Genomic DNA, 25,538 nt, shown 5'->3' on the forward strand with positions numbered 1-25,538 from the left:
GTCTCCTTTTGTCTGTCTGTTGAGCAGAGCGTTCAGCGTACCGGCTCTGATGATGACCAGAGGCCAAGTCCGTTTTCTGGGGTACGGGCAACAACCGCTGCCAGTGATTCGCCGTCCGGCAGTATCAGCCCGGGGGCGATTTCTGCCAGCGGATACAGCATAAATTCACGCACTTTCAGGCCGTAATGGGGCACTGTCAGCCGCGCGTCACTGATGACCTTATCACCAAACAGCATGATATCTAAGTCTAACGTGCGGGGACCCCAGCGCTCATCTTTGCGGACACGGCCGTGAGCCAGTTCAATGGCCTGGGTGGCGTCGAGCAGCTGGTGCGGTGTCAGATCGGTTTCCAGCAGAACAGCCGCATTGAGATAATCAGGTTGTCCTGCGGGTCCCATCGGTGCCGTACGGTAAAAAGAAGAGTGGCGCACCAGGCGGCTTTGCGGGATCGTATCCAGCGCTGCAATCGCCCGGTTTACCTGATCTAAAGGATCGGCAAGATTACTGCCGATCGCAATATAGACCGGAATCATGATTCGCTGTTTCCGTTACCCTGACGGGCACGCGGATGGCGGCGGCGCGGACGCGGACGGCGTTTGACCGGATCACTGCCCAGTTCGCTCACCATCGAGCGCTGCTGCGGGGCATTCGCCAGCTGGAAATCAGCCCACCAGTGAGCCAGCTCCTGCAATTCATGACGTCCTTCCACATTGGCCCGCAGTTCCAGCAGATCAAAGGCGGCGCGGAATTTCTGATTTTCCATCAGACGGACAGCGCGTTTGCCCTGACGGCGCGGCAGACGTAACTGTAACTGCCAGATATCACGCATGGTGGTGGTCAGGCGCTTCGGAATGGCAATTGCGCGGCACTGTTCATCCAGGATGTCATTAATGGCGATAGCGAAGGCTTCGTAATAGGCCAGCCCGCTCTCCTGAGTCACTTTTTCCGCATGTTCACACAGCGGATACCACAGCATCACGGCAAACAGGAAAGCCGGATTGACGCGCTGATCGTTATGAATACGGTAGTCGGTATTTTTCAGTACCTGATCCACGATACGGGACAGCGGGGTGTCCGGGTTCTCTTTCAGCGGTCCGGCAACCAGCGGGAACAGCATATCCAGCAGATCGTATTCACGTAATAATTCAAAGGTACGGTGTCCGTCACCGGCCTGTAATAACTTGAGGACTTCCTCGAACAGACGTGCCGGCGGAATATCGCGCAGCAGTGTGCTCATCGTGCGGATAGGCGCGGCCGTTTTCGGCTCAATGGTCATATCCAGCTTGGCGGCAAAACGGATAGCGCGCAGCATACGCACCGGGTCTTCCCGGTAACGGGTTTCCGGATCACCAATCAGGCGGATAATCCGCTGCTGTAAATCTGCGAGACCGCCGACATAATCGCGGACAGTAAAATCAGCCACACTGTAATAGAGGCTGTTAATGGTGAAATCGCGGCGGACAGCATCTTCTTCGATGGTGCCGAAAATATTATCACGCAGCAGCATGCCGTTTTTGCCCTGCTGAGAGCGGGCTTTGCCGTCATCAGCCGGTTCATTATTGTCATGCGGACCACGGAAAGTTGCGACCTCGATAATATCCGGCCCGAACATAATATGTGCCAGACGGAAACGGCGGCCGACCAGACGGCAGTTGCGGAATAATTTTCTCACTTCATCCGGCGTGGCATTGGTCGCGATATCGAAATCTTTGGGTTTGCGTTCCAGCAGCAAATCACGGACACCGCCGCCGACCAGGTAAGCATCGAAACCGGATTTATTCAGGCGGTACAGAACCTTCAGCGCATTTTCGCTGATATCCTGGCGGGAAATAGAGTGACTGTTGCGGGGAATTACCGTTGCGCTGACTGTCCCGCTGTTATCCATATGTTTTGCCGGTTTTTTGCGTTTAGCGGCAGGACGCGCGGGGGAAGCTTCACGGGGTGACGGATTCCGCTGCGTATGGTCAGCATCCGGGGCCGGCCTTTCACTGGCAGCCTCTGTGCAATCTGCTTTATTCTCGCGGGAAATCAGACTGCGACAGAACTTTGCGACTCGGTTTAAAATGGTACACCTCTGTATAACAATTAAATGATCTAAAAAATAAGCGACTAATAATATCGTACACTTGGTTTTTTGAGAATGCCTTACCCGGGATATTGCGGAATTATTCCCGGTCTGTCACCACATCATCGCGTGGTACGGCGCTAATATCCCAGTTCTGCACACTGTATGCCAGCAGTTCAGTCAGAGAAAGAGACTGCGGATCGGTCTCCGGCAGCGGCTGCCGGAGCACCTGCAACGCCTGCCATAACAGCGGGCGCGGATCACTGAGCGGCACCGGGGTGGCATGATTTTGCTTGGAGAGTTTACGCGCCGCCGGGCTCAGCATCAACGGCAAATGCAGATAATGCGGCTCAGGCAGCCCGAGCTGACGGTATAATGAGAGCTGATGTGAAGTGGGATACAGTAAATCTGCGCCCCTGACCACTTCGGTCACACCCTGATAATCATCATCAAGTACCACCACCAGGTTATAGGCAAACAGCTTATCTTTGCGGAAGATAATGATATCTTCCTCTGCCGTCGCGTTATCCGTAAACACATTTCCGCGCAAACCATCGGTAAAATGGTACACCGGATGCGTTCTTCTCAGCCGCAGCGCCGCATTATCCGGCGGCAGCCCGCGCTGACGGCAGGTACCGGGGTAGTGGCCGCCGCTGTCGTGGATATCATGCCGTGTGCAGGTGCAGTAATAACACAATCCTGTTGCTTTCAGCTGTTCAATCACATCACGGTAAGCGTCATGGCGGCGCGACTGATACAGCACATCGCCGTCCCAGTGCAGACCGTAGTGATCAAGAATACGCACAATAGCATCCGCAGCACCCGGGACTTCGCGCGGCGGGTCAATATCATCAATACGGAGAAGCCAGCGTCCGCCGAGATGACGGGCCTGAAGATAACTCCCCAGTGCGGTGACCAGAGAGCCGAAATGAAGCGCACCGGAGGGAGAGGGTGCGAAGCGGCCGGTATAACCGGGCGCTGAGCCGGCAGAATATTCCATCATCTGAAGAGGCAGAAAAACGGACGGCGCTGTTAAAGCGCCGTCTGTGGTGAACCTGTCAGCCCGCCATCTGCTTTTCGCGGATTTCAGCGAGTGTCTTACAGTCGATACATAAATCTGCGGTCGGACGCGCCTCTAAACGGCGGATACCGATTTCGACCCCGCAGGACTCACAAAAACCAAAATCGTCGTCCTCAACCTTTTTGAGGGTTTTTTCGATCTTTTTGATCAGTTTGCGCTCGCGGTCACGGTTACGAAGTTCCAGGCTGAATTCTTCTTCCTGAGCGGCACGGTCAACCGGGTCCGGGAAGTTAGCGGCTTCATCCTGCATGTGCGTGACAGTGCGGTTTACTTCATCCCTGAGTTGGTTGCGCCATGCTTCAAGTATCAGCTTGAAATGGGCCAACTGGGCTTCGTTCATGTATTCTTCGCCTGCCTTCTCGTGATACGGCTCCACGCCGGCAATGGCAAGAATGCTCAGGGACGAGGTTTTACGTTTTTGCCCTTCTTGCATAATGCTTCTCCTACACACGCATGTCTGACAATATCCCTTAGAGGGGAAAAATAGGCCGCTATAGATAGCAGATGATTATGGATAATGCAACCCTTGATCTCATTAGTTTTGTAAGGTGTGAAGAACCGCGTGTTTATTTACTCCGAAACTTACAAAACATCCTATTTATTATTAAAAAAATTGATATTCACCCCATGAATGAGAAGGGTATCTTTTCTCCGGCAGTGATGCCATCCGGTGTTATCCGCATTCTGTAGCAAATAATCTCTGTTCCGGATTGTGACGCTTTCTGCAAAAGTGATGAATATTTTTTATCAATGTGTGCTGCATCCGATACGGCCTCAATCCCTGAATGCAGTACAGCAAAAAACAGAACAGCACGATTTCCCGCTTCAGCAATTGCTTGTAACTCACGTACGTGTTTTTGTCCACGTAAAGTTACGGTGTCGGGAAAATAACCGTGTCCGTTTTCCAGCAGCGTGACGGATTTCACCTCCGCATAGCAGGGCTTTTTCTCCGGGTCCGTCAGTAAAAAATCAATCCGGCTGTTTTCGCTGCCGTATCTTACTTCCTGCGTGAGCGTCTGATACCCGGCAAGTTCCGGGATTCGGTTCTGCGCAATGGCCTCTGCCACAAGCCGGTTTGCCTGCTGGGTATTCACGCAAATCAGATGCCCGGCCTGTGTTTGTGTCAGTTCCCAGCTGTACGGATACTTGCGTTTCGCATTAGCGGATTCGGAATACCAGACGGTATCACCCGGCGTGGCACAACCCGTCATCGCACCGGTATTGGCACAATGAATAGTAATTGTGCGGCCGTCCTGCGTGATAATATCCGCAAGAAAACGTTTATAACGCTGTACCAGTGTACCCGCCTGTAACGGGGGATGAAATTCCATCATAACTCCTGTCAATGTGACTGCACTTTTCAGGGGGCGGCAATGCTACAATGTTGTGCGTCGAAAGTTAAGCAGATAATGATGAGGTTTTTGTGACATATTCCCCCGTTTGTAACATTTATCCGGCACTCAGTACGGCACTGAGAAGTGCCCCGCAGGTGTTGTTACAGGCACCCACCGGCAGCGGGAAATCCACTATTCTGCCGCTGCTGATGCTGAAAGATGCTTCTGTCACCGGGCGGATTATCATGCTGGAACCCCGTCGTATCGCGGCCCGCAGCGTGGCACACCGTCTGGCGTCACAGCTCGGCGAACGTCCGGGGGAAACGGTCGGTTACCGGATGCGCGGCGAAACCCGGGTCAGTGCCGCCACCCGGTTTGAAGTTGTTACTGAGGGAATTCTGGTCAGAATGTTACAGCAGGATCCGGAATTATCCGAAGTTGGTATCATTATTCTGGATGAATTCCATGAACGTAATTTACAGGCCGACCTCGCCCTTGCCCTGCTGCTGGATGTGCAGTCCTCGCTGCGTGATGATCTGCGTCTGCTGGTGATGTCCGCGACCCTGGATAATGAACAACTGCTCTCTCTGCTGCCGCAGGCAGAAGTGATCACCGCAGAGGGGCGCGCTTTTCCGGTGGAGAGACGCTATCAGCCGCTCAGTACACATCAGCCTTTTATCGGTGAGGTCGCCCGTGCGGTGTTGCAGCTGTATCAGCAGGAGGAAGGCTCCGTGCTGGTATTTCTGCCGGGGCAGGCGGAAATCTGCCGGTTACAGGAACAACTGACCGGTAAAACCGGTGCGGATACGCTTATCTGCCCGCTGTACGGTGCACTTTCCCTGAAAGAGCAGCAGCAGGCGATTGAACCGCCGCCGCCCGGTATGCGCAAAATCGTGCTGGCCACCAATATCGCCGAAACCAGTCTGACCATCGAAGGTGTGACGCTGGTAGTGGACAGTTGTCTGGAAAAAACTGCGCAGTTTGATCCGCGCAGCGGGCTGACCCGTCTGGTGCGCAGCCGTATCAGCCGCTCATCAATGACGCAGCGTGCAGGTCGGGCCGGACGTCTTGCCCCGGGGATCTGTCTGCACCTCTGCGGTCAGGCAGAAGCGGAACGCGCTGCTGCCCACAGTGAACCGGAAATCTGTCACAGTGACCTGGCCGGGCTGATGCTGAATCTGGCGCAGTGGGGTTGCCGCGAAGTATCTCAGCTCTCCTGGCTTGATACCCCGCCCGCCGTGGCGGTACAGGTGGCGAAAAAATTACTGACAGAAATGGGCTGTCTGCTGCCGCAGGGCGGACTGACCGCCAAAGGTGAGGCGATGGCGGCTTCCGGGACGGAACCGCGCCTCTCCGCATTGTGGCTGTACACACTTAATAAAGAACCGGCGCAGATATATTACGCCGCCAGGCTGATTGCGGCGCTGGAAGAGCCATCCCGCGAGGGAAGCGGTAATCTGCTGCATGACCTGACACACCCGTCCGCCCGCTGGGATAAGCGGGCGCATCAGTTATTACAGGCGGCCGGTCTGCCGGTCAGAAAACCGGCACATGATCCGGACAGCGGCTGGTTGTGCCGCACCTTATTACAGGGCTTTCCGGACAGAATTGCCGGAAGCCGGGGGCGCGGTGGTGCTTTTCTGCTGGCAAACGGCACCGGCGCTGTTACAGATGAAAGCAGCCCGCTGGGTAATGAGCCGGGGCTTATCGCCCCGCTGATCCTGCAAAATGATCAGCAGGCCAATGCGCGGATACTGAAAGCAGTGCCGTTTGCGCTGTCACAGCTGACAGAAATGGCACCGCATCTGCTGAAAACCGAAAATCGTCTTACCCGTGATGAAAACAAAGGCAGCTGGCAGGCATGGCAGGCGGTCACCTGCGGGCAGCTGATTATTGAGCGCAAACCGCTGGCGGCACCGTCTGATGAGGTTGTCCGCGAAGCCCTGCTCAGCTGGATCCGCGAACAGGGATTATCTGTTCTGCCGTTCAGTGACGCCTGTGAGCAGTTGCTTATCCGCCAGCAGCTGGCACACGATCTGTTTCCGGAACAGACACTGCCTGCCGCAGATAATGATACACTGCTCGCCACGCTTGAGACGTGGTTGTCGCCGTATCTGACCGGGGTGCGCAATCAGCAGCAGCTGGCAAAGCTGGATCTGTGCGGCGCGCTGCGTCAGCGGATGGACTGGTCACAGCAGCAATGGCTGGATGCACAGTTCCCGCGTCATTTTGAAGTACCCACCGGGACCCGGATACCTGTAGAATATGCCGCGGATAAACCGCCGGTGATGGCAGTCCGGATTCAGGAGATGTATGGTGTCCGTGAAACGCCGGTGGTGGCGCAGGGAAGAGTGCCGGTGACGGTCAGTCTGCTATCCCCCGCACACCGCCCGCTGCAGGTGACCGCTGACCTGAAAGCCTTCTGGGGCGGGAGTTACCGGGATGTGCAGAAAGAGATGAAAGGGCGTTATCCCAAACATTTCTGGCCGGATGATCCGGCAAACGCACTGCCGACAAAGCGTGTAAAAAAGTTTATGTAAATGCAAAGATAGCCTTTGTTTAACGGATTTTTACTGTGTCTGTTGCCGGAATCGGCGACAATAGCGACTGATGAAATAACCGCCTGTCCCGCCCGGCACATCACTGTGCGGCAGACAGACTGACGGGAGAGACCATGTCTGATTTTGATCGTGAACCCACCGGCCGCAGGGGCAGTAAAGCCTCTGCCGGTAAAAAAAGAGGGCGCTCAGACCGCCGTCGCCGCCGGGATGAGGATTATGACGATGATATTGAATACGATGATGAATTTGGTGATGACGAGCCGGATGATGATTATGACGATGAAGAGGATACTGCGCGCATGAGTAAAAAAGGGCGCAAAAACAAGCCGCCTAAACGACGCTGGCGCTGGTTCTGGTTCCTGGTCAAACTCGGCATTGTGATGGCTATCCTGCTGGGGATCTACGGCGTTTATCTGGCCGGAAAAATCAGTGACCGCCTGGACGGCAAAGTCTGGGATCTGCCTGCCGCGGTTTACGGACGCACCGTTAACCTTGAGCCTGGTATGGATTACAGCCTGAATGAGATGGTTAAACTGCTGGAAGGCATGCAGTACCGCAAAGTCACTAAAATCACCCGTGCCGGTGAGTTTTCTGTGACCGGTAATACCATTCAGATGCTGCGCCGCCCGTTTGATTTCCCGGACAGCAAAGAGGGGCAGATCAATGCCCGTCTGACCTTCGGCAGCAGCGGACTGGAAAAAATAGAAAACGTGGATAACGGCCGCGAATTCGGTTTCTTCCGCCTCGATCCGAAACTGATCACCATGATGCAGTCCGCGAATGGTGAGCAGCGTCTGTTCCTGGCCCGCAGCGGCTTCCCGGATGAGCTGGTCAAAGCCCTGCTGGTGACCGAAGACCGCAACTTCTATGAACATGACGGTATCAGCATCACCTCCATCGGACGTGCCCTGCTGGCAAACCTGACGGCGGGACGTGCGGTGCAGGGCGGCAGTACCCTGACACAGCAGCTGGTGAAAAACCTGTTCTTATCCAACGAACGGACACTGGTGCGTAAAGCCAATGAAGCCTATATGGCGCTCATTATGGATTACCGCTACGACAAAGACCGTATCCTGGAACTGTACCTCAACGAAGTCTATCTGGGGCAGAGCGGGGATGAACAGATCCGCGGCTTCCCGCTGGCGAGCCTCTATTATTTCGGCCGTCCGGTGGATGAGCTGAGCCTCGACCAGGTGGCACTGCTGGTGGGTATGGTGAAAGGGGCGTCAGTCTATAACCCGTGGCGTAACCCGAAAAATGCGCTTGAGCGTCGTAACGTGGTACTGAAACTCCTGCAAACCCAGGGCGGTGTGATCGATCAGGAAATGTATGATGTCCTGAGCGCACGTCCGCTGGGTGTGAAAGAGAAAAGTGGTGTGATCACGCCGCAGCCTGCGTTTATGCAGCTGGTTCGCCAGGAACTGCGCGAGAAGCTCGGCGATAAAGTGGATGATCTGTCCGGGGTGAAAATCTTCACCACGCTTGATCCGGTTTCACAGGATGCGGCAGAAAATGCGGTTGAAGAGGGCGTGAAAGCCATCCGTGCGGAACGTAAAAAGCCGGAGCTGGAAGGCGCGATGGTGGTGGTTGACCGCATCAGCGGCGAAGTCCGCGCGATGGTCGGCGGTTCCCAGCCGCAGTTTGCCGGGTTTAACCGCGCGATGGCAGCGGAGCGCTCTATCGGCTCACTGGCAAAACCGATGACCTATCTTACCGCGCTCGGTATTCCCGACTCTTACCGTCTGAATACCTGGCTGGACGATCAGCCGCTGACCATTAACGTGCCGGGCGGCGGCGGGACCTGGTCACCGCGTAACGACAGCAAAACCTTCAGCGGCCGTGTGATGCTGGTGGATGGTCTGGCGCGCTCTATCAACGTGCCGACGGTTAACCTCGGTATGGCGGTTGGCCTGGATGCGGTAGCGGATACCTTTATCCGCCTTGGCGCACCGCCGAAAAATATCCAGAAAGTTCCGGCGATGCTGCTCGGCGCGGTAAACCTGACGCCATTGCAGGTTTCTCAGCTGTTCCAGACCATCGGCAGCGGCGGTAACCGCGCGACACTGTCCGCACTGCGTTCAGTGATTGCGGAAGACGGTACGGTGATTTACCAGAGCTTCCCGCAGGCGCAGCGCGCCGTGGCTCCGCAGGCGGCTTATATGACGCTCTACGGCATGCAGCAGGTGGTGGAACGCGGTACCGCAGCGCGTCGCCTGGGATCTAAATTCGGTAAATACCATCTGGCCGGGAAAACCGGGACCACGAACCTGATGCGTGACAGCTGGTTTGTCGGTATCGACGGCAAAGAAGTCACCGTATCCTGGATGGGTCTGGATGATAACAGCCCGTCCGGCCTGTACGGCGGTTCCGGTGCGCTGGTGCTCTACGGCCGTTATCTGGACAATCAGCCGCCGCTGGCGCTGAACCTCACGCCGCCGGAAGATATCGCAGAGATGGCCGTGGATGCAGATGGAAACTTTGTCTGCAACGGCGTCGGTGTCACCCGGACTTTACCGGTCTGGACAACAGATGCACAGGCACTGTGCGGACAGCAGGTACCGGCTCAGCAGCAGGGTGAAGAAGCCCCCGGCTGGCTGAAAGAGATGTTTGAACAGTAATCTCTGTTCTGTGAGAAGCACTGAAAACCCGCCGCAAGGCGGGTTTTGTTTTTTTAGTGACCATTGCGGATTATGTGTAATGGCATTATGATCAGGTATGCGGTATATGTCCGGAGGAAAAATGAAAAACAGTAAGAAAACACAACAGAAGCTGATAATGCCTGATAATGAACAGCTAATCCGGGCTGTTGTAACATCTACAGCGGTTGAAACCGGACAGGAGCCACAAAAACTGGCTGAGGCTCTGAAAAAAAAACGTGAAAAATATGCCCACCTCAGGCTGGCGGTTTAGTTTTTTTAAGTGCCTGACTAACCCAATATTTCATTGGTTCGTAATTCAGATTTAATGCTGCGTGAATAGCAGCAATATAATGTGCCGGATGTTGTTTCCAGCAGTTATAATCCAGAGGCTGTAATCCACCCTGAACTGCCATAACATCAGCGATCAGGCGGGACAAACGGCCGTTTCCTTCACGAAACGGATGAATCAGTATAAATTCAGTGTGGACGACTGCGATCGCTTCTGTCAGTTGTTCTCTGGTCATTCCTGTACAGGGCGTGTACCTGCTCAGGAACTCCTTTTCGAATTGTAAAAGTAACCCCGCAATTCTGCCTGCAGGCGCGAAAATGAAATTATCTTTGCTGATATTAACAGTCCGGATTTGCCCGGCCCAGTCATAGATATTCCCCAGCCACTGACGATGCCATTGTTTTATTAGTGGTACGGTAATTTTTCCGGCAGGAAATGCAGTACTGAAAACAAACTTATAAAGCTTTTCCAGTAATACTAATTCGGCATCATTAATATCATTGTTTTCAGATAGCTGAAGCTTGTTTTCCAAAACGTCATCACCTGAACCGGCAGCAAATTTTCCTTCACTGTTTGATACATGATACTTATTCATTCTGCTGATTTATCCGTTTTACTGTGCGGTATGCCTTATTGCAGATGGAAATTAAACCATAAAAAAACTGCGCCGCATTCGTTGCATTGAACGTTTGCGGCGCAGTTCACAGTTAAAAGCCGGTGAAAATTACTTCTTCTGCTTCGCTTCCTCAGCAGCTTCTTTGGCTTCCACTTCTTCATACCAGCGCGGGTGATGTTTCTTCGCCCAGCGGCGGCTGACTTTACCTTCCACCATACCCTTGATTGACCCTTTCACCCAGAAAGCCATATACATATGGATCAGGATGGCGTGGATCAGGATGATGGCTGCCGTTGCGTGGATCAGCAGACTCCAGCGGATCATCCACATCGGGAAGTAGTGCGCAAAGTACGGACGCCAGATGATGATCCCGGTGGCAAGCAGCACAAAGATCATGCTCATAATGCTCCAGAACATCATTTTTTGTCCGGCGTTGTATTTACCGACACGCGCCACATGGTGCTCGTTGCCTTTCAGCACTTCGATAATGTTTTTAATCCACGGCAGATCTTCTCTGTCCGGGATGTTGTGCTTAACGAAGCGGAAAAACATAAACATCAGCACGACGAAAATCAGCACACCGAAGAACGGGTGCAGAATACGCCCCATCGCCGGTGTCCCGAATGTTTCCGTCAGCCATTGCAGTGTCGGGAAGAACAGCGCAATACCGGATAAGGAGACCAGGAAAAAGCAGATCACCACTGTCCAGTGACAGGCACGATCAATAAATTTCGTGCGGACAATCATTTTGCTTTTCTTACTCATGGTGAGTTTCCTCCTCTTCCTCATCGTCCGTCTCTTTGTTCGGCCCGATCCCCACGTAGTGGAAAACCAGTCCGGCAAAGGTGGCGATAAACCCGATAGCCGACAGCGGTTTCAGTACCCCTTTCCAGAGATCGATTGGTGTATCAATCTGCGGATCTTTCGGCAGCCCGTGATAGAGTTCCGGATTATCCGCGTGCTGAAGCACATACATCACGTGTGTGCCGCCGACACCGTCCGGATTGTAGATACCGGCATTGGCAAAGCCGCGTTTTTGCAGTTTCTGCACGCGCTCATCCGCCACTTCCAGCATGTCTTTTTTGGTGCCGAAATGGATAGCGCCGGTCGGACAGGTTTTCACACAGGCCGGTTCCTGGCCCACGCTGACCCGGTCAACACAGAGCGTACATTTGTACACCCGGTTATCTTTCGGGTTCAGACGCGGAATATTGAACGGACAACCCGCGATACAGTAGCCGCAGCCGATGCAGTGCTCTGACTGGAAATCAACGATACCGTTGGCATACTGAATAATGGCACCGGCAGACGGGCAGGCTTTCAGGCAACCCGGATCTGAACAGTGCATGCAGCCGTCCTTGCGGATCAGCCACTCCAGTTTGCCGTTCTCTTTGGTTTCGCTGAACCGCATGACAGTCCAGGATTTGGCGCTGAGATCGGTCGGGTTATCATAAACCCCGGTACAGAACCCGACGTCATCCCGGATATCATTCCACTCAGAACAGGCCACCTGACAGGCTTTACAGCCGATGCAGGTGGATACATCGATCAGTTTGGCGACTTCAAACTTGTCGTCACGGGCCTGAGGAGGCGGCGTTATGCTGTTGGTCGCAGAACGTTTGATAATGTCTTGAGATTGCATGGACATAATTCCTCCTTACGCCTTCTCGATGTTAACTAAGAACGCTTTAAACTCAGGCGTTTGCGAGTTGGCGTCACCGACTCCCGGGGTCAGCGTATTGCTGATAAAGCCTTTTTGGGCAGCACCCTCAAAACCCCAGTGAATCGGAATTCCGACCGTTTCGACCGGCTTACCATCCACCATCAGTGTCTGAAGACGCGGTGTGACCACAGCAACCGCACGGATAAAGCCGCGTTTACTGCTGACTTTTACTTTGTCGCCGCTGCTGATCCCTTTGGCATTCCCCAGGGTTTCACTGATTTCCACAAACTGTTCCGGCTGTGCGATAGCATTGAGCCGCGCATGTTTGGTCCAGGTATGGAAATGTTCTGTCAGACGATAAGTCGTGCCGACGTACGGGAATTCCGTATGATTTCCGAGACGTTTTTTGTCGTCCTCAAAGATACGGGCGGCCGGGTTGGAAACAACCTCAGGATGCAGCGGGTTAGTACCAATCGGCGTTTCAAACGGTTCATAGTGTTCCGGGAACGGACCTTCCGCCATTTTATCGATGGCAAACAGACGGCCTAAACCCTCCGGTTGCATGATAAACGGCCCGGTACCGGCGTCCGGTGCAGAGGTATTGAAGTCAGGGATATCGTTACCGACCCACTTCTTACCGTTCCATTCGATAAGAATACGGTTCTTATCCCATGGTTTACCCTGCGGATCAGCGGAGGCGCGGTTATAGATCACACGGCGGTTCAGCGGCCATGCCCATGCCCAGCCAAGGGTGTTACCGATGCCGGACGGGTCACTGTTATCCCGTTTCGCCATCTGGTTGCCCTGTTCGGTCCAGCAGCCGGTGTAGATCCAGCAGGAGGACGCGGTTGAGCCGTCATCACGCAGCAGTGCAAAGGAGCTGAGCAGTTCACCTTTTTTCGCCTGTAAGTTGCCGTTGGCATCATACAGATCTTCAAGGGCCACGCCGTTGTTCTCTTTGGCGACTTCGTCGGATTCCGGGTTAAACGGCTGCTTGTAATCCCAGGACATTTTCATCAGCTGATCAACACCCTGACCGCCTTCCTGTTCATACAGTTCACGCATTTTCCACAGAATACCGGCAAGGATCTGACCATCGGTACGGGCTTCCCCCGGGGCATCCGCCGCTTTCCAGTGCCACTGTAACCAGCGGCCGGAGTTGGCAATCGAGCCGTCTTCTTCCGCGAAACAGGTGGACGGCAGACGGAACACCTCAGTCTGAATGGATGCGGTATCGACATCATTCATATCACCGTGGTTCTGCCAGAAGCTCGCGGTTTCAGTGCTCAGCGGGTCAACGGTTATCAGGTATTTCAGTTTGCTCAGGCAGCTGACCACTTTGTTTTTGTCCGGGAAGGACGCAACCGGGTTAAAGCCCTGGCAGATATAGCCGTTGATTTCGCCTTTGTTCATCATGTCGAAATACTTCAGCACGTCATAAGCCTGATCCCACTTCGGCAGCCAGTCATAGCCCCACTGGTTCTCTTTGGTTGCTTCATCGCCGTAGAACGATTTCATCAGGCTGACGAAGAACTTCGGATAGTTGCTCCAGTAGTTGACCTGGCCCGGCAGTGTGGCTTTCGGTGTATTGGCTTTCAGATAGCTGCCGATGTCGGTCTGTTTTTCAGACGGCAGGGTCAGATAACCCGGCAGGCTGGTGGAGAGCAGACCCAGATCTGTCAGTCCCTGAATATTGGAGTGACCACGCAGGGCGTTCACGCCGCCGCCTGCCACACCCATGTTGCCGAGCAGCAGCTGGATCATCGCCATGGTACGGATGTTCTGCGCACCGACAGTATGCTGGGTCCAGCCGAGGGCGTACAGGAAAGTGGCCGCACGGTTGGCCGGGCTGGTGGACGCCAGAATCTCACAGACTTTGAGGAAATCTGCCTGCGGTGTACCGCAGATTTTTTCTACCATATCCGGGGTATAACGGCTGACATGCGTTTTCAGCAGATTCCATACACACTGCGGATGTTGCAGAGTGTCGTCACGCAGGGCATAACCGTCTTCACCGAACTGGTAATTCCAGGTGGTTTTGTCATAACGGCGTTTTTCAGCATCGTAGCCGCTGAATAAACCGTCGCTGAAAGCATAATCCTCACGGACCAGTAACGGCGCATTGGTGTAATGGCGCACATACTCGTCGTGGAATTTCCCGTTTTCCATCAGATACAGGATCACACCGGAAAGGAAGGTAATGTCGGTTCCGGAACGGATCGGGATGTAGTGATCTGCCACCGATGCGGTCCGTGTAAAACGCGGATCGACAACAATCAGTGTGGCATCGTTGTTGTTTTTTGCTTCCATCGCCCAGCGGAATCCGACAGGATGTGCTTCCGCAGCATTCCCGCCCATTACCACAACGACGTTGGCGTTTTTGATATCAACCCAGTGGTTGGTCATGGCACCGCGACCAAATGTCGGAGCAAGACTTGCTACCGTTGGTCCGTGTCAGACACGCGCCTGGTTATCGACTGCCAGCATCCCGAGGGAACGGGTAAATTTCTGGGTCAGCATCCCGGTTTCGTTACTGGCGGCTGAGGCGCAGAGCATCCCGGTGGTCAGCCAGCGGTTTACCGTAGTGCCTTCGCTGTTTTTTTCAATGAAGTTAGCATCACGGTCAGCTTTCATCAGGCGGGCGATACGCTCAAACGCGTCATCCCAGCTGATACGCTGCCATTTATCAGAACCCGGCGCACGATACTGCGGATAACGCAGACGGCTCTCACTGTGAATATAATCGAGCAGACCGGCACCTTTCGGACATAACGCTCCGCGGTTGACCGGATGATCAGGATCGCCCTCGACGTGGAAAATTGCTGATTTGGCATTCATGGCACCATCGCCCATGCTGTAAATCAGTAATCCGCACCCGACGGAGCAGTAGGTACAGGTGTTACGGGTCTCTTTTGAACGGAGTAATTTGTATTCCCGGACATTGGACATTGCTACTGACGGCATAAAGCCTAAAGCGGCGGCAGTTGTTCCGGCGAGACCACCGGCACAAACCTTAAAGAACTGTCTGCGGCTGAAATTCATCGCATCCTCTTTTTTATTTATTTGTAAAAAATCGTGAGGAGAATATCAGCAAAGGTTGAATTTATATTGCCTGAAATCAATGAAAGTGAACTTTGATGTTTAATAATTAATAATCAGAGATTTTAGTGTTTTGTAAATAATCACAAAGTAGTAGTAAGGTAAATTTAAATTTGATTCAGATCAATTAAACGAAATACACAAAAAGAGAAAACAGGAAAATAAATCAAATGTATTCCGGACATCATACTAAAATTATATTTGTTAAAAAACAATTTAAAAATGGCGGATATCCGAATCGTCATTTTTAAAATGGGAAGGGGATTGCCCCATCTGTTTTTTAAACATAATGGAAAATGCACCTGCGCTGTTGTAACCCAGCTCATAGGCCACTTCGGTAATCGATTTCCCGGACAGAATATGAGACAGCGAGTTAAGCAGGCAAGCCTGCTGGCGCCACTCTGAAAACGACATCCCGGTCTGGGTGCGGAAAAAACGGCTGAAAGAGCGTTCGCTTTTATGCAGCTGTTCAGCCCATTCCCCGGGCTGTGAGGTAATCACCGGCTTGCGCATAAACTCTCTGCACAGACGGCCGAGTTTCTCATCACGCGGGATCGGCGCGAAAAACGGCAGCGGAGGCATACGCGCCAGTTCGCAGAGAATAAGCTGCATCAGCATACCGTCACGTCCCTGAATATCATATTCCGCCGGGATATCCACGGCTTCCAGCAGCAGCTGGCGCAGCAGCGGGGAAACACTCACCACCTCACAACTGACGGCGTGGCGCGGTTTTGCTGCCGGTTCGATATACAGACTGCGGGTGCTGACATTCAGCATCCGTGTTTCATGGGCGACCTGTTCCGGTATCCATACCCCGCAGGACGGCGGGATCACCCATTCGCCGTCTGCGGTACTGACTTCAATCAGTCCGGTGGCCGGATACAAAAACTGCGCCCGGCGGTGAGCGTGATATTCCAGCAGGGTATCAGGCAGATAATCTGTACCGAGCGCAATGACATCCCGCGCGATATTATCCACGCTTTTTAACGGAATATTTCTCATAAGTGCTGTGCTCCGTATCTGACTGAAAGGAAAAACCGGCGGGTGTTATATCAGATCCCGTCACCGCAAAACAGGTCTTATTGTGATAATAACGGAACCGGATGCCGCATCTGTATTTTTACGATAACAAATACAAAACGTTCAGTTAACAGTAGCGGGAAAGAGGCCGGAATTCAATTGTCGTTGTCTGATTTGCGCATGGCGGCAATATATTAATCTATTACTATCTTGCTGCCGCCATTCTGTTTGTTCAGATTATCATTATTACCGGTTATTAACTGATTACCGGCGGTGTGATGTTATTTCCGGTTATTTAAAATTAAATAATATTTATTATTTTCTGATTGTTAAATTCCGCAATGTGTTTCTCACCCGGGGTAAATCTATTATGAGTCATCAATCCGGCCACCATAATGAAAAATCCGCTGCGCCCGGCGAAATAAGCCGCCGCCGTTTTATACAGGTCAGCTCCGTATTATCTGCGGTGCCGTTTCTGGCCTCTGAAAGTATTGCATCCGCGCCGTCTGATCCGGCACATATTCCGGTTCATCAGGCGGATGACGGCGTGCGCATTGTACCGACCTGCAGCAGTTTTGACTGCGGCGGGAAATGTGATATCCGCGCCCATATCAAAGACGGAAAAGCTGTCCGCATCACGACCCGTCCGGATGCGGAACTGAATGAAGAGATGCCGATCATGCGCGCCTGCGTACGCGGACGCGGTTACCGGAAATTTATTTATCACCCTGATCGCCTGAAATACCCGATGAAGCGGGTCGGTAAGCGCGGTGAGGGACGTTTTGAGCGCATCAGCTGGGATGAGGCCACCAGTCTGATCGCCGCTGAATGGCAGCGCATCAGTGACAAACACGGCCCGGCGTCGCGGTTTGTCAGTCTGAGTACCGGGGTGACCGGCGGGATTTTTTCCGGCGCGAATATGCTGCGCCGCCTGTTTAATCTGACCGGCGGATTCCTGGAAAATTATCACTCGGTCAGTAACGGTAACACCATGGCCGCCACGCCGTATACCTACGGAACCGCTGCCAGCGGCAGTACGCTCGATACCCTGGAAAACACGCCGCTGGTGATCCTGTGGGGGCATAACCCGAACGAAACGATTTTCGGGCACAGCAACCACTATTTTCAGAAGATGAAAAAGAACGGCACCAAATTTATTGTCGTTGATCCGCGCTACTCCGATACAGCGTCCTCGCTGGCCGATCAGTGGATACCGATCCTGCCGACGACTGATAACGCCATGATGGATGCGATGATGTATGTCATCGTGACAGAAAATCTTCATGACCAGTCATTTATTGATAAATACACCCTGGGATTCAGCGAAGACCAGATGCCGGAAGGTGTCGCGGATAATGAATCGCTGTCAGCGTATCTGACCGGTAAAAAAGACGGCGTTGCCAAAACCCCGGAATGGGCAGAGAAAATCACCAAAGTGCCGGCGGAGACTATCCGTCAGCTGGCGCGTGAATATGCCGTCACCAAACCGGCAGTGCTGATGCAGGGCTGGGGACCGCAGCGCCATATCTGCGGCGAGCGGAGTGCGCGCGGAGCCACGCTGCTGGCAACCATCACCGGTAATGTCGGTGTGCGCGGCGGCTGGGCAGCAGGTTACGGCATGGCGCTGAACCCGGAACTGCGCAAAACCATCGCCGGTCCGGCGCTGTTTGATAACCCGGTCAAAGCCAAAATTAATATCACCAACTGGGTGCAGGCGTGCGAAGACAAAACCCTGGTGACCCCGGAGAACGGGCTGAAAAATGCAGACAAACTCGGCACCGGAATCAAAATGATGTTCTCGATGGCGGGTAATTACATGACCAACCAGAACACCGATATTCTTCATGCCGCGAAAGTGCTGGAGGATGAATCGAAAGTCGAATTTATCGTGTGCAGTGATCTCTATCTTACACCGAGCGCCAAATATGCCGATTTGCTGTTGCCGGAAACCAGTTTCCTCGAACGCTGGAATATCGGCGGTACCTGGAGTTACGGTGATTACCTGATCCTGTCTGAAAAAGCCATTGAACCGGAGTTTGAGCGTCGCACGGATTATGACTGGCTGTGTGAGGTTGCTGAAAAACTGGGGGTCCGTGATGAATTTACGGAAGGTCACGAAACGGATCGCGACTGGATAGAATTCCTCGTTAATGATGCTGCACAAAAGCGCCCGGAAGATAACATTCCGTCATTTGCGGAACTGCTGGTTAAACGCCGCCATTTATTAACGCATCGTCCGCATACGCAGAACGTCGCGTTTGAGCAGAACATTCAGGATCCGGAAAACAACCCGTTCCCGACTCCGTCCGGCAAAATCGAGATTTTCTCCAAGCGCCTGTATGACATGCACAATCCGGAGATCCCGGCGCTGTCTCATTATGTGGCAGCCACCGAGGGCCCGGAGGATAGTCTCACGGCGAGATACCCGTTACAGCTGATCACCTGGAAAGGGCGCAACCGCGCGAACTCCACTCAGTTTGCCAACCCGTGGTTACAGGAAGTGCAGCGCCAGGAATTGTGGATCAACCCGGCGGACGCGGCAGATCGCGGTATCGGTGACGGTGAAAAAGTGAAAGTGCATAACGATCGCGGGATCACCATGATACCGGTGAAAATCACACAGCGCATTATGCCGGGAGTGGTGGCATTACAGGCCGGCGCCTGGTGGCAGCCGGACAGTAACGGCATCGATCAGGGCGGATGTGCCAACGTGCTCACCTCGTCACGCAGTACCGCGCTCGCCCACGGCAACGCGCACCAGACATTATTAGTTGAGGTGGAAAAAGTAGTTGAGGTGGAAAAAGTGGTTGAGGTGGAAAAAGCATGAGCAAATTTATCGTTTATCCGGCAGTCAGCGACAAACAGTTAGGTTTCTATATTGATTCCGCGCGCTGCTCCGGCTGCAAGGCGTGTCAGGTGGCGTGTAAGGATAAAAATAATCTTGATGTCGGCCGCCGCTTCCGCCGCGTGTATGAAATGTCCGGCGGTGGTTACAGCCGCAATAAAAACGGCGCACTGATCAATAACGTGTTCGCCTATACGCTCTCCATCTCCTGCAACCACTGCAAAGACCCGATCTGCGTGCGCAACTGCCCGACAACTGCAATGCATAAGCGCGAAGGGGACGGCATCGTCATGGTCAATACCGATAAATGTGTCGGCTGCGGTGCCTGTGCGTGGTCGTGTCCGTATGGCGCACCGCAGATGAATCCGGAAACAAAGCAGATGTCGAAATGCGATTTCTGTATTGATCTTCAGCAGAACGGTGAGCAGCCGGTATGTGTCAGCACCTGCCCGCTCGGGGCGATTCAGTTCGGGCCTATTGAGGAATTGCGGGCGAAATACGGTGACCTTGATTACGTGACCGGGCTGCCGGATCCGGCAATTACACATCCGAATCTGGTGATTAATCCGCATCAGGGCGCAAATTTTGATGATATGAACAGTGAGAGAAAAGAAAAATGAATGAGTGGTCACTTTTAATTTTCACTTACATGATGAATGCGGCGGCGGGGCTGTGCGTTGTGAGCGGGGTGTTTGCCGTGCATCTCAGCCGCCGCCTCCCGGCAGACAGTTTTAAGCGCTTTATGATGCTGACGATTTTTATTATCTGCGGTATTGCCGGTGCGGGCTCAGTTGCATCAATTACTCACCTCGGTGTGCCGCTTAATGCCCCGAATGCGATTAATAATGTGTTCAGCGCCTGGCTCAGCCGGGAAGTGGTGGTAACAGCCGCGTTTGTCGGTGCGCTCGGTGTCAGTTTTCTCTGGTTGTGGAAGACAGGAAAATTCTCTTTCCTGTTATACGGCGGGGCAATGGCGATCGGGCTGGCTGATATTTTTTGTATGGCATCGATTTACCGCTATACCTCGATTCTGACCTGGAATGATATCAACACCTATCTGATGTTTTACGGCACAACACTGACACTCGGGGCCGTCCTGTTTGTTCTGGTGGTGATGGTGATCCGGAAAGCCGGACACCGGGCCGGAATTACATTGCCTGCTGACGCACTGTCATTATCATCATTATGGCTGCTGTGGAGTGTGATGGCGGTAAGTCTGATCGGGCGCCTGTTGTATCAGCCGTTTTATGCGCATTACCTGACGCGTACGCAACTGACACACACATCAATCACCTTTCCGCTGTCACCGATTGAGGCGTATGACAGTATTGCCGGGCTGCGGATTGGTGTCTGGGCAGCGGCGGTGATTGGTGTGGCACTCTGCGGTATCTCTCTGGTGCGGGTACAGAAAAAAGCACGCAGCGGTTTACCGGTCTGCGGCGGATTTATCAGCGGCTGTCTGCTGACCATCGCGGCAGAGTTTATGCTGCGCTATGTGTTCTATTACATTCATATCTGACGGGGGATGTCATGAGCAGAACAGCTCACTATGCGGCTGCATTTAACGTGCTGGGGATCTGCTATCTGTTCCCGCCGGATGATGACAGCAACCGGACCGCCATGCGTTTGTTTTCCTTACCGGGGTTTGCGCAGCAGTGGCCGTGTGAGGTGGATGACACACTTTGCCTGCAACTGAGCCGTACGGCGGCAGCGGGCACAGAAATGCTGAAATCCGCATGGCAGTCACTGTTTGCCGGGCCGGGAGCGTTACCGGCTCCGCCCTGGGGGTCGGTATATCTGGATGCGGAAGGATTATTGCAGGGGGATTCAACCCTTGCGCTGAGTGCGTTTTTAAAACAGGAGCGGCTGAAACTCAATACTCCGTATCCGGAACCGGCTGACCATGTCGGGCTGATTTTATTTCAGGCGGCGGTACTGGCCTCTGAAATGCGGGCAGCGGCCGTTAACACGCTGCTCAGTCAGCACCTGATGAACTGGCTGCCGCGTTACGCGCAGCGGCTGGATACCCACGGAAACAGCCCGTTTTATTCTGCACTGACCCGGCTGGCGCTGACCACCGTGCAATCATTTATAAAAGTATAATATTCACAGTTATAAGGTTTGATTACATTGCTCGTAATCTTATACGCCTCTTTCTCCGGGAGGCGTATTTTTTCATTACAGCACCGCGTAATCCACCTTAAGTTAAATTACCGTGTATGGGCACTGTGCTGTCAATTTATTGTCATGGTGGTATTATTTTTAAGATTTTAAATTTATCAAACTTTTATCATGATGATTTGTTTTAACGGATAAGGAATATTCTAAAATGTCATGGAAATATAATGTATCAACACGGGCTTTTTCACTGAACGGCGTGCATCAGTTTTATGCGGAGTACGCCGGTGCGGAAGGGTACAAAAATGATTCAGCCAATGAATGCAAAGTTAATCAGGGGCCGCTGCCGCGCGGAACATACACTATCGGCGCACCTTTCACACATAATACAGCAGGTGCGTATACTCTCCGGTTAACCCCGGATGCCGGTAACAGTATGTGCGGGCGGGACGGATTTCTGATCCACGGTGACAGTGTCAGTAATCCCGGGACTGCATCCACCGGCTGTATTGTTCTGATAAAATCCCGCAGAAAAGAAATTGTGGACAGTGGTGATACGGAGCTGATTGTCGAATGAAACTGAAATATTTATCTCCGCTGCTGTTAGCACTGGTCAGTGCGCCGTTATTTGCCGCACCGGATATTGTCAGTGAATGCAGCACACCCGGCCGTTCCGTTGACCGGGAAATGCAGATAGTGATGGAGCATACGCTTCATATTGATATAAAGCAGATCGATGAAAGCAAAACCAAAACAGAAATTCTGTCTGCTCAACCGGCCGGGGAATTGCTGATTTCTCAGTTTGCGCAGGAAACTTATGATGCCCTGACAGACAAAGCCAAAAGCTCACCGGAATCCTATAAGAAACTGTTTACCGCTAACCCGGCGTATAACCTGGTTTTGCGGATCACGTATGTGAACAGGGACAATAAAAAGAATATATTTATCGCCTCCGGACTGGCTGACAAGGATGAGTGCTCGGTTCGCTTTAACGGCTGGCTGACAGAGCAGCGGGAATTCTGATCCGGTAAGGTTCAGTCAGCGGAAAGATACGGTGGCACCAGATCGTCCAGCAGGGCGATCAGCGCCGGATCGCCGTAATGATAATCATCCGGGATCTCAAGGACATGAAGGGGTTTGTGATCCAACAGGCGGGTAAATTCCGCTTTCAGGCGGTTTTTGTGTTTTTGCTCCATCACAAAAATCACATCAGCCCACTGAAGTAACGCCGGGGTAACCCGGCGTTTTGCATTGCGGCTGGTACCGGCGGAACGAACTGACCACTGCGGGTGATTCCGCCAGTGATGTTCGGCCGTCGGACTGCGCCATTGATTGCGGCTGCAGATAAACAGGACATTCATACTTTATCTTCCTCATCGCAGGCGTTGCGCGTCAGAACCGCCTGACTGATTTGCGGATATGCCATGCCCAACTGAGCCGCCCGGATCATTTTTTCACTGCGTCCGTACATCATTTTCCAGCATTTTTCTGCCGGATAATCATATAACGATGCATCGTGCTTCTGATCACGGGACTTATTGATACGGTTTTTGAATCTGCGCCAGGCGCGGTTTCGGGTGTTATCCATCTTTTTCTCTCTTTCAGAATTGAATTACCGGGTTCAGCAGCCGCGGTAATACGGAAAAAGAGTGGGCTAACAGAGGGAATTTTAAGCAGAAAAAAAAAGAAAGCAAGACGAAAAACAAAAACGCCCGGACAGATGCCGGGCGTGACGGGTTATGCGGTATTACAGTTTTGAGAAGGCGTAAGCGGCCGCATCAATCGTCTTACGGATATCTTCATCACTGTGAGCGACAGACATAAACCCGGCTTCAAAGGCGGATGGCGCCAGGTAAATGCCCTGTTCCAGCATCAGATGGAAGAACTTCTTAAAGCGCTCAACATCGCAGTTCATCACATCCTGATAGCAGGTAACTGCCGGTGCATCGGTAAAGAACAGGCCGAACATCCCGCCGACATGGTTAACCACAAACGGAATACCGGCTTCGCGGGCTTTTTCGCACAGGCCGTCTGCCAGCATATCTGTCAGTTCGGTCAGGCGCTGATGTACACCCGGCTGAGCGATTTCATGTAAGCAGGCAAGGCCCGCTGCCATCGCAATCGGGTTACCGGACAGGGTTCCTGCCTGGTAAACCGGGCCGGTCGGAGCCAGTTTTTCCATAATTTCACCACGGCCGCCGAAGGCGCCCACCGGCATTCCGCCGCCGATAATTTTACCCAGACAGGTCAGATCCGGCTCAACATCATAATGTGCCTGCGCACCGCCGAGGGCGACACGGAAGCCGGTCATTACTTCATCGATAATCAGCAGTGCACCGAATTCATCACACAGGGCGCGCAGGCCCGGCAGGAAGTCCGCTGACGGCGGTATACAGTTCATATTCCCGGCGACCGGTTCGACAATGATACAGGCGATATCGTGCGGGTGTTTTTCAAATGCCTCACGGACAGAACCGAGATCATTGTAGGTGCAGGTCAGCGTGTGTTTGGCAAAGTCTGCCGGGACACCCGGTGAGTTCGGCTGGCCGATGGTCAGTGCGCCGGAACCGGCTTTGACCAGCAGACAGTCAGCGTGCCCGTGGTAGCAGCCTTCAAATTTGATGATTTTATCGCGGGCGGTGTAGCCGCGCGCCAGACGAATCGCACTCATGGTGGCTTCTGTGCCGGAGTTTACCATCCGCACCATATCCATGGATGGCACCAGTTCGGTGACAAATTTGGCCATTTCCACTTCATCGGCGGTCGGCGCACCGAAGCTCAGCCCTTTTTCCACCGCTTTGATGACAGCGGTGCGGATGGCCGGGTGATTATGCCCCAGTACCATCGGTCCCCATGAACCGACATAGTCGACATAGGCTTTGCCGTCGACGTCATAAATATAGGCTCCGTTGGCGCGTTCGATAAACAGCGGAGTACCGCCGACGCCGTTAAAGGCACGAACCGGTGAGTTCACGCCACCCGGGATAAAATGTTGTGCTTCAGTATAGAGATTTTCAGAACGGCTCATGCAGGACTCCTGTCAGTCGGTGAGCGGGAAATTGCGGCTATTGTAAAGGAGAGCGCCGGTGAATCCAACTTATCGCATTATCCTCATGATAACTATATCCTTATTAATAATGTGGATACTGTGCTTTCTGTGTGACGAAACTTGAACGATTGCCGGAGGTGGTGGATAATCACCGGTAGTGTCCGGAAGCGGTCAGCTTCTGCGTGTGTTTACTGGTCACGGCCAGTCTGGAGTAATAAATGAGCGATGATTCAGCAATGCCTCTGCAATTTACTGATGCGGCAGCTAAAAAAGTAAAAATATTAATCGCGGATGAAGAAAATCCGAACCTGCGTCTGCGTGTGTATATCACCGGCGGCGGCTGCAGCGGTTTCCAGTATGGCTTCACTTTTGATGATGCCATCAATGACGGCGACATGACCATCGAGAAAGAGGGCGTGGCGCTGGTGGTTGATCCGATGAGCCTGCAATATCTGGTCGGCGGTTGTGTGGATTATACCGAAGGGCTGGAAGGTTCACGGTTTATCGTGACCAACCCGAATGCCAAAACAACCTGTGGCTGTGGTTCATCTTTCAGTATCTGATTTATCCGCAGACAACAAACAAAACGGGCGCTTTTGCGCCCGTTTTGATATTGCTGACAAAGCAGGATAAAACGTGGTTTTTCCTGCTTTGTGTTATCAGCCGAAAGTGTTATTAGCCGAAAGTGTTATCAGCCGAAAATCAATAAATTGATTTTCCAGGTTTATTTTTACAACCACTGTTGGTCGTCGCCACCCCCTGCGGGTTTGTCAACGGCCTGAAAACGGGCGCTTTTGCGCCCGTTTTGTTTTTATGCCGATAAGTATCATTAAAGAAAGAAGGGTTATTGTCTGCAACCTGTATCCATACAATAAAAGAGGATAATTGTGTATATCCGGCCTCAGACAGAGAAAATCGGTCATTCAGAATGATTTTATTCCGCTGCGCTGCAAAAACCAGGATCTCCGGCTGAAACGGGAGCATTTAAATACTTCGGATTATATTATATAACGGTGTAATGCTAATATTATTTGTCAGATAAACTGATGAATTAATAAAATGAAATAAAAATATATTATTTAATATTTTTAATCCGGACTTTTATTGCTATATGGTTTTTAATTTAATTATTTATTAAATATCAATCGCATTTACGGCA

Annotated in this window: 24 protein-coding genes; 10 read left to right on the plus strand and 14 right to left on the minus strand. The window is 52.7% G+C overall.

Annotated features, from left to right (window positions below):
• Window positions 1–32: 32 nt before the first annotated feature.
• From folK to sfsA, 5 genes are all read right to left on the minus strand, one after another.
• Window positions 33–533, minus strand: a complete 501-nt coding sequence (folK, locus tag AAZR23_RS13130; protein ID WP_046895102.1) for a 2-amino-4-hydroxy-6-hydroxymethyldihydropteridine diphosphokinase — start codon at window positions 531–533, stop codon at window positions 33–35.
• Entirely contained in the window at window positions 530–2,065 is a 1,536-nt protein-coding gene (gene pcnB / locus AAZR23_RS13135; protein WP_182107558.1) for a polynucleotide adenylyltransferase PcnB, read from the minus strand. Before pcnB ends, folK begins: the two co-directional genes overlap by 4 nt.
• Window positions 2,066–2,165: 100 nt before the next feature.
• Complete coding sequence (gene gluQRS, locus AAZR23_RS13140; protein ID WP_166707102.1) at window positions 2,166–3,068, minus strand: tRNA glutamyl-Q(34) synthetase GluQRS; 903 nt, start codon at window positions 3,066–3,068, stop codon at window positions 2,166–2,168.
• A gap of 55 nt (window positions 3,069–3,123) precedes the next feature.
• Entirely contained in the window at window positions 3,124–3,579 is a 456-nt protein-coding gene (gene dksA / locus AAZR23_RS13145) for an RNA polymerase-binding protein DksA (protein WP_004238923.1), read from the minus strand.
• A gap of 187 nt (window positions 3,580–3,766) precedes the next feature.
• Window positions 3,767–4,477 carry a DNA/RNA nuclease SfsA gene (sfsA, locus tag AAZR23_RS13150; protein ID WP_046895105.1) on the minus strand — a complete coding sequence of 237 codons (711 nt, stop codon included), beginning with the start codon at window positions 4,475–4,477 and terminating at the stop codon, window positions 3,767–3,769.
• 92 nt (window positions 4,478–4,569) lie between these two features.
• Here sfsA and hrpB point away from each other — a divergent pair, with 92 nt between their 5' ends.
• From hrpB to AAZR23_RS13165, 3 genes are all read left to right on the plus strand, one after another.
• On the plus strand, window positions 4,570–7,020 hold the full coding sequence (gene hrpB / locus AAZR23_RS13155; protein WP_434693074.1) for an ATP-dependent helicase HrpB: 2,451 nt from the start codon (window positions 4,570–4,572) through the stop codon (window positions 7,018–7,020).
• Between the two features lie 134 nt (window positions 7,021–7,154).
• The gene (gene mrcB, locus AAZR23_RS13160) at window positions 7,155–9,659 is read left to right on the plus strand and encodes a bifunctional glycosyl transferase/transpeptidase (protein ID WP_166707104.1); all 2,505 of its coding nucleotides are present in this window, start codon (window positions 7,155–7,157) and stop codon (window positions 9,657–9,659) included.
• Between the two features lie 121 nt (window positions 9,660–9,780).
• Window positions 9,781–9,951, plus strand: coding sequence for a hypothetical protein (locus tag AAZR23_RS13165; protein ID WP_166707106.1), 171 nt, complete (start codon window positions 9,781–9,783; stop codon window positions 9,949–9,951).
• On the opposite strand, the gene AAZR23_RS13170 is transcribed toward AAZR23_RS13165, so the two are convergent.
• From AAZR23_RS13170 to AAZR23_RS13190, 5 genes are all read right to left on the minus strand, one after another.
• Window positions 9,935–10,564: a Fic/DOC family protein gene (locus AAZR23_RS13170; RefSeq protein WP_434693077.1), complete on the minus strand. Its 630-nt coding sequence runs from the start codon at window positions 10,562–10,564 to the stop codon at window positions 9,935–9,937. The genes AAZR23_RS13165 and AAZR23_RS13170 overlap by 17 nt on opposite strands.
• Before the next feature lie 129 nt (window positions 10,565–10,693).
• Window positions 10,694–11,350 carry a formate dehydrogenase-N subunit gamma gene (gene fdnI / locus AAZR23_RS13175; RefSeq protein ID WP_218427538.1) on the minus strand — a complete coding sequence of 219 codons (657 nt, stop codon included), beginning with the start codon at window positions 11,348–11,350 and terminating at the stop codon, window positions 10,694–10,696.
• On the minus strand, window positions 11,343–12,233 hold the full coding sequence (gene fdxH, locus AAZR23_RS13180) for a formate dehydrogenase subunit beta (protein WP_052926392.1): 891 nt from the start codon (window positions 12,231–12,233) through the stop codon (window positions 11,343–11,345). Before fdxH ends, fdnI begins: the two co-directional genes overlap by 8 nt.
• Window positions 12,234–12,242: 9 nt before the next feature.
• On the minus strand, window positions 12,243–15,290 hold the full coding sequence (fdnG, locus tag AAZR23_RS13185) for a formate dehydrogenase-N subunit alpha (protein ID WP_166707107.1): 3,048 nt from the start codon (window positions 15,288–15,290) through the stop codon (window positions 12,243–12,245).
• A gap of 273 nt (window positions 15,291–15,563) precedes the next feature.
• Entirely contained in the window at window positions 15,564–16,349 is a 786-nt protein-coding gene (locus AAZR23_RS13190; protein WP_045139064.1) for an AraC family transcriptional regulator, read from the minus strand.
• Window positions 16,350–16,737: 388 nt separating this feature from the next.
• On the opposite strand from AAZR23_RS13190, the gene AAZR23_RS13195 reads away from it, so the two are divergent.
• From AAZR23_RS13195 to AAZR23_RS13220, 6 genes are all read left to right on the plus strand, one after another.
• Entirely contained in the window at window positions 16,738–19,194 is a 2,457-nt protein-coding gene (locus AAZR23_RS13195; protein ID WP_434693083.1) for a DMSO/selenate family reductase complex A subunit, read from the plus strand.
• Window positions 19,191–19,832 carry a DMSO/selenate family reductase complex B subunit gene (locus tag AAZR23_RS13200; protein WP_434693086.1) on the plus strand — a complete coding sequence of 214 codons (642 nt, stop codon included), beginning with the start codon at window positions 19,191–19,193 and terminating at the stop codon, window positions 19,830–19,832. The genes AAZR23_RS13195 and AAZR23_RS13200 overlap by 4 nt, the downstream gene beginning before the upstream one ends.
• Complete coding sequence (locus AAZR23_RS13205) at window positions 19,829–20,731, plus strand: dimethyl sulfoxide reductase anchor subunit family protein (RefSeq protein ID WP_434693089.1); 903 nt, start codon at window positions 19,829–19,831, stop codon at window positions 20,729–20,731. Before AAZR23_RS13200 ends, AAZR23_RS13205 begins: the two co-directional genes overlap by 4 nt.
• Before the next feature lie 11 nt (window positions 20,732–20,742).
• Window positions 20,743–21,315, plus strand: a complete 573-nt coding sequence (locus AAZR23_RS13210) for a molecular chaperone TorD family protein (RefSeq protein WP_218427545.1) — start codon at window positions 20,743–20,745, stop codon at window positions 21,313–21,315.
• 226 nt (window positions 21,316–21,541) lie between these two features.
• Window positions 21,542–21,907 carry a tlde1 domain-containing protein gene (locus AAZR23_RS13215; RefSeq protein ID WP_434693093.1) on the plus strand — a complete coding sequence of 122 codons (366 nt, stop codon included), beginning with the start codon at window positions 21,542–21,544 and terminating at the stop codon, window positions 21,905–21,907.
• Window positions 21,904–22,353, plus strand: a complete 450-nt coding sequence (locus AAZR23_RS13220; RefSeq protein WP_434693095.1) for a hypothetical protein — start codon at window positions 21,904–21,906, stop codon at window positions 22,351–22,353. Before AAZR23_RS13215 ends, AAZR23_RS13220 begins: the two co-directional genes overlap by 4 nt.
• Window positions 22,354–22,364: 11 nt before the next feature.
• Here the strand turns inward: AAZR23_RS13220 and AAZR23_RS13225 are convergent, their stop codons facing one another.
• The 3 genes from AAZR23_RS13225 to hemL all read right to left on the minus strand — a co-directional run bounded on the left by AAZR23_RS13225 (window position 22,365) and on the right by hemL (window position 24,358).
• Window positions 22,365–22,691 (minus strand): low molecular weight protein tyrosine phosphatase family protein, encoded by a 327-nt coding sequence (locus AAZR23_RS13225; protein WP_046895115.1) that lies wholly within the window; start codon window positions 22,689–22,691, stop codon window positions 22,365–22,367.
• Entirely contained in the window at window positions 22,688–22,918 is a 231-nt protein-coding gene (locus AAZR23_RS13230) for a hypothetical protein (protein ID WP_046895116.1), read from the minus strand. Before AAZR23_RS13230 ends, AAZR23_RS13225 begins: the two co-directional genes overlap by 4 nt.
• A gap of 159 nt (window positions 22,919–23,077) precedes the next feature.
• Entirely contained in the window at window positions 23,078–24,358 is a 1,281-nt protein-coding gene (gene hemL / locus AAZR23_RS13235) for a glutamate-1-semialdehyde 2,1-aminomutase (RefSeq protein WP_166707113.1), read from the minus strand.
• 239 nt (window positions 24,359–24,597) lie between these two features.
• Here hemL and erpA point away from each other — a divergent pair, with 239 nt between their 5' ends.
• A complete protein-coding gene (gene erpA / locus AAZR23_RS13240; RefSeq protein WP_004235975.1) occupies window positions 24,598–24,942 on the plus strand; it encodes an iron-sulfur cluster insertion protein ErpA in 345 nt (114 codons plus the stop codon).
• Window positions 24,943–25,081: 139 nt separating this feature from the next.
• Here erpA and AAZR23_RS13245 read toward each other — a convergent pair whose 3' ends face one another.
• Window positions 25,082–25,363, minus strand: a complete 282-nt coding sequence (locus AAZR23_RS13245; RefSeq protein ID WP_434693099.1) for a hypothetical protein — start codon at window positions 25,361–25,363, stop codon at window positions 25,082–25,084.
• Between the last annotated feature and the right edge of the window lie 175 nt (window positions 25,364–25,538).

This window comes from Morganella sp. Je.2.23 (assembly GCF_051129855.1).
Taxonomy (GTDB): Bacteria; Pseudomonadota; Gammaproteobacteria; order Enterobacterales; family Enterobacteriaceae; genus Morganella; species Morganella sibonii.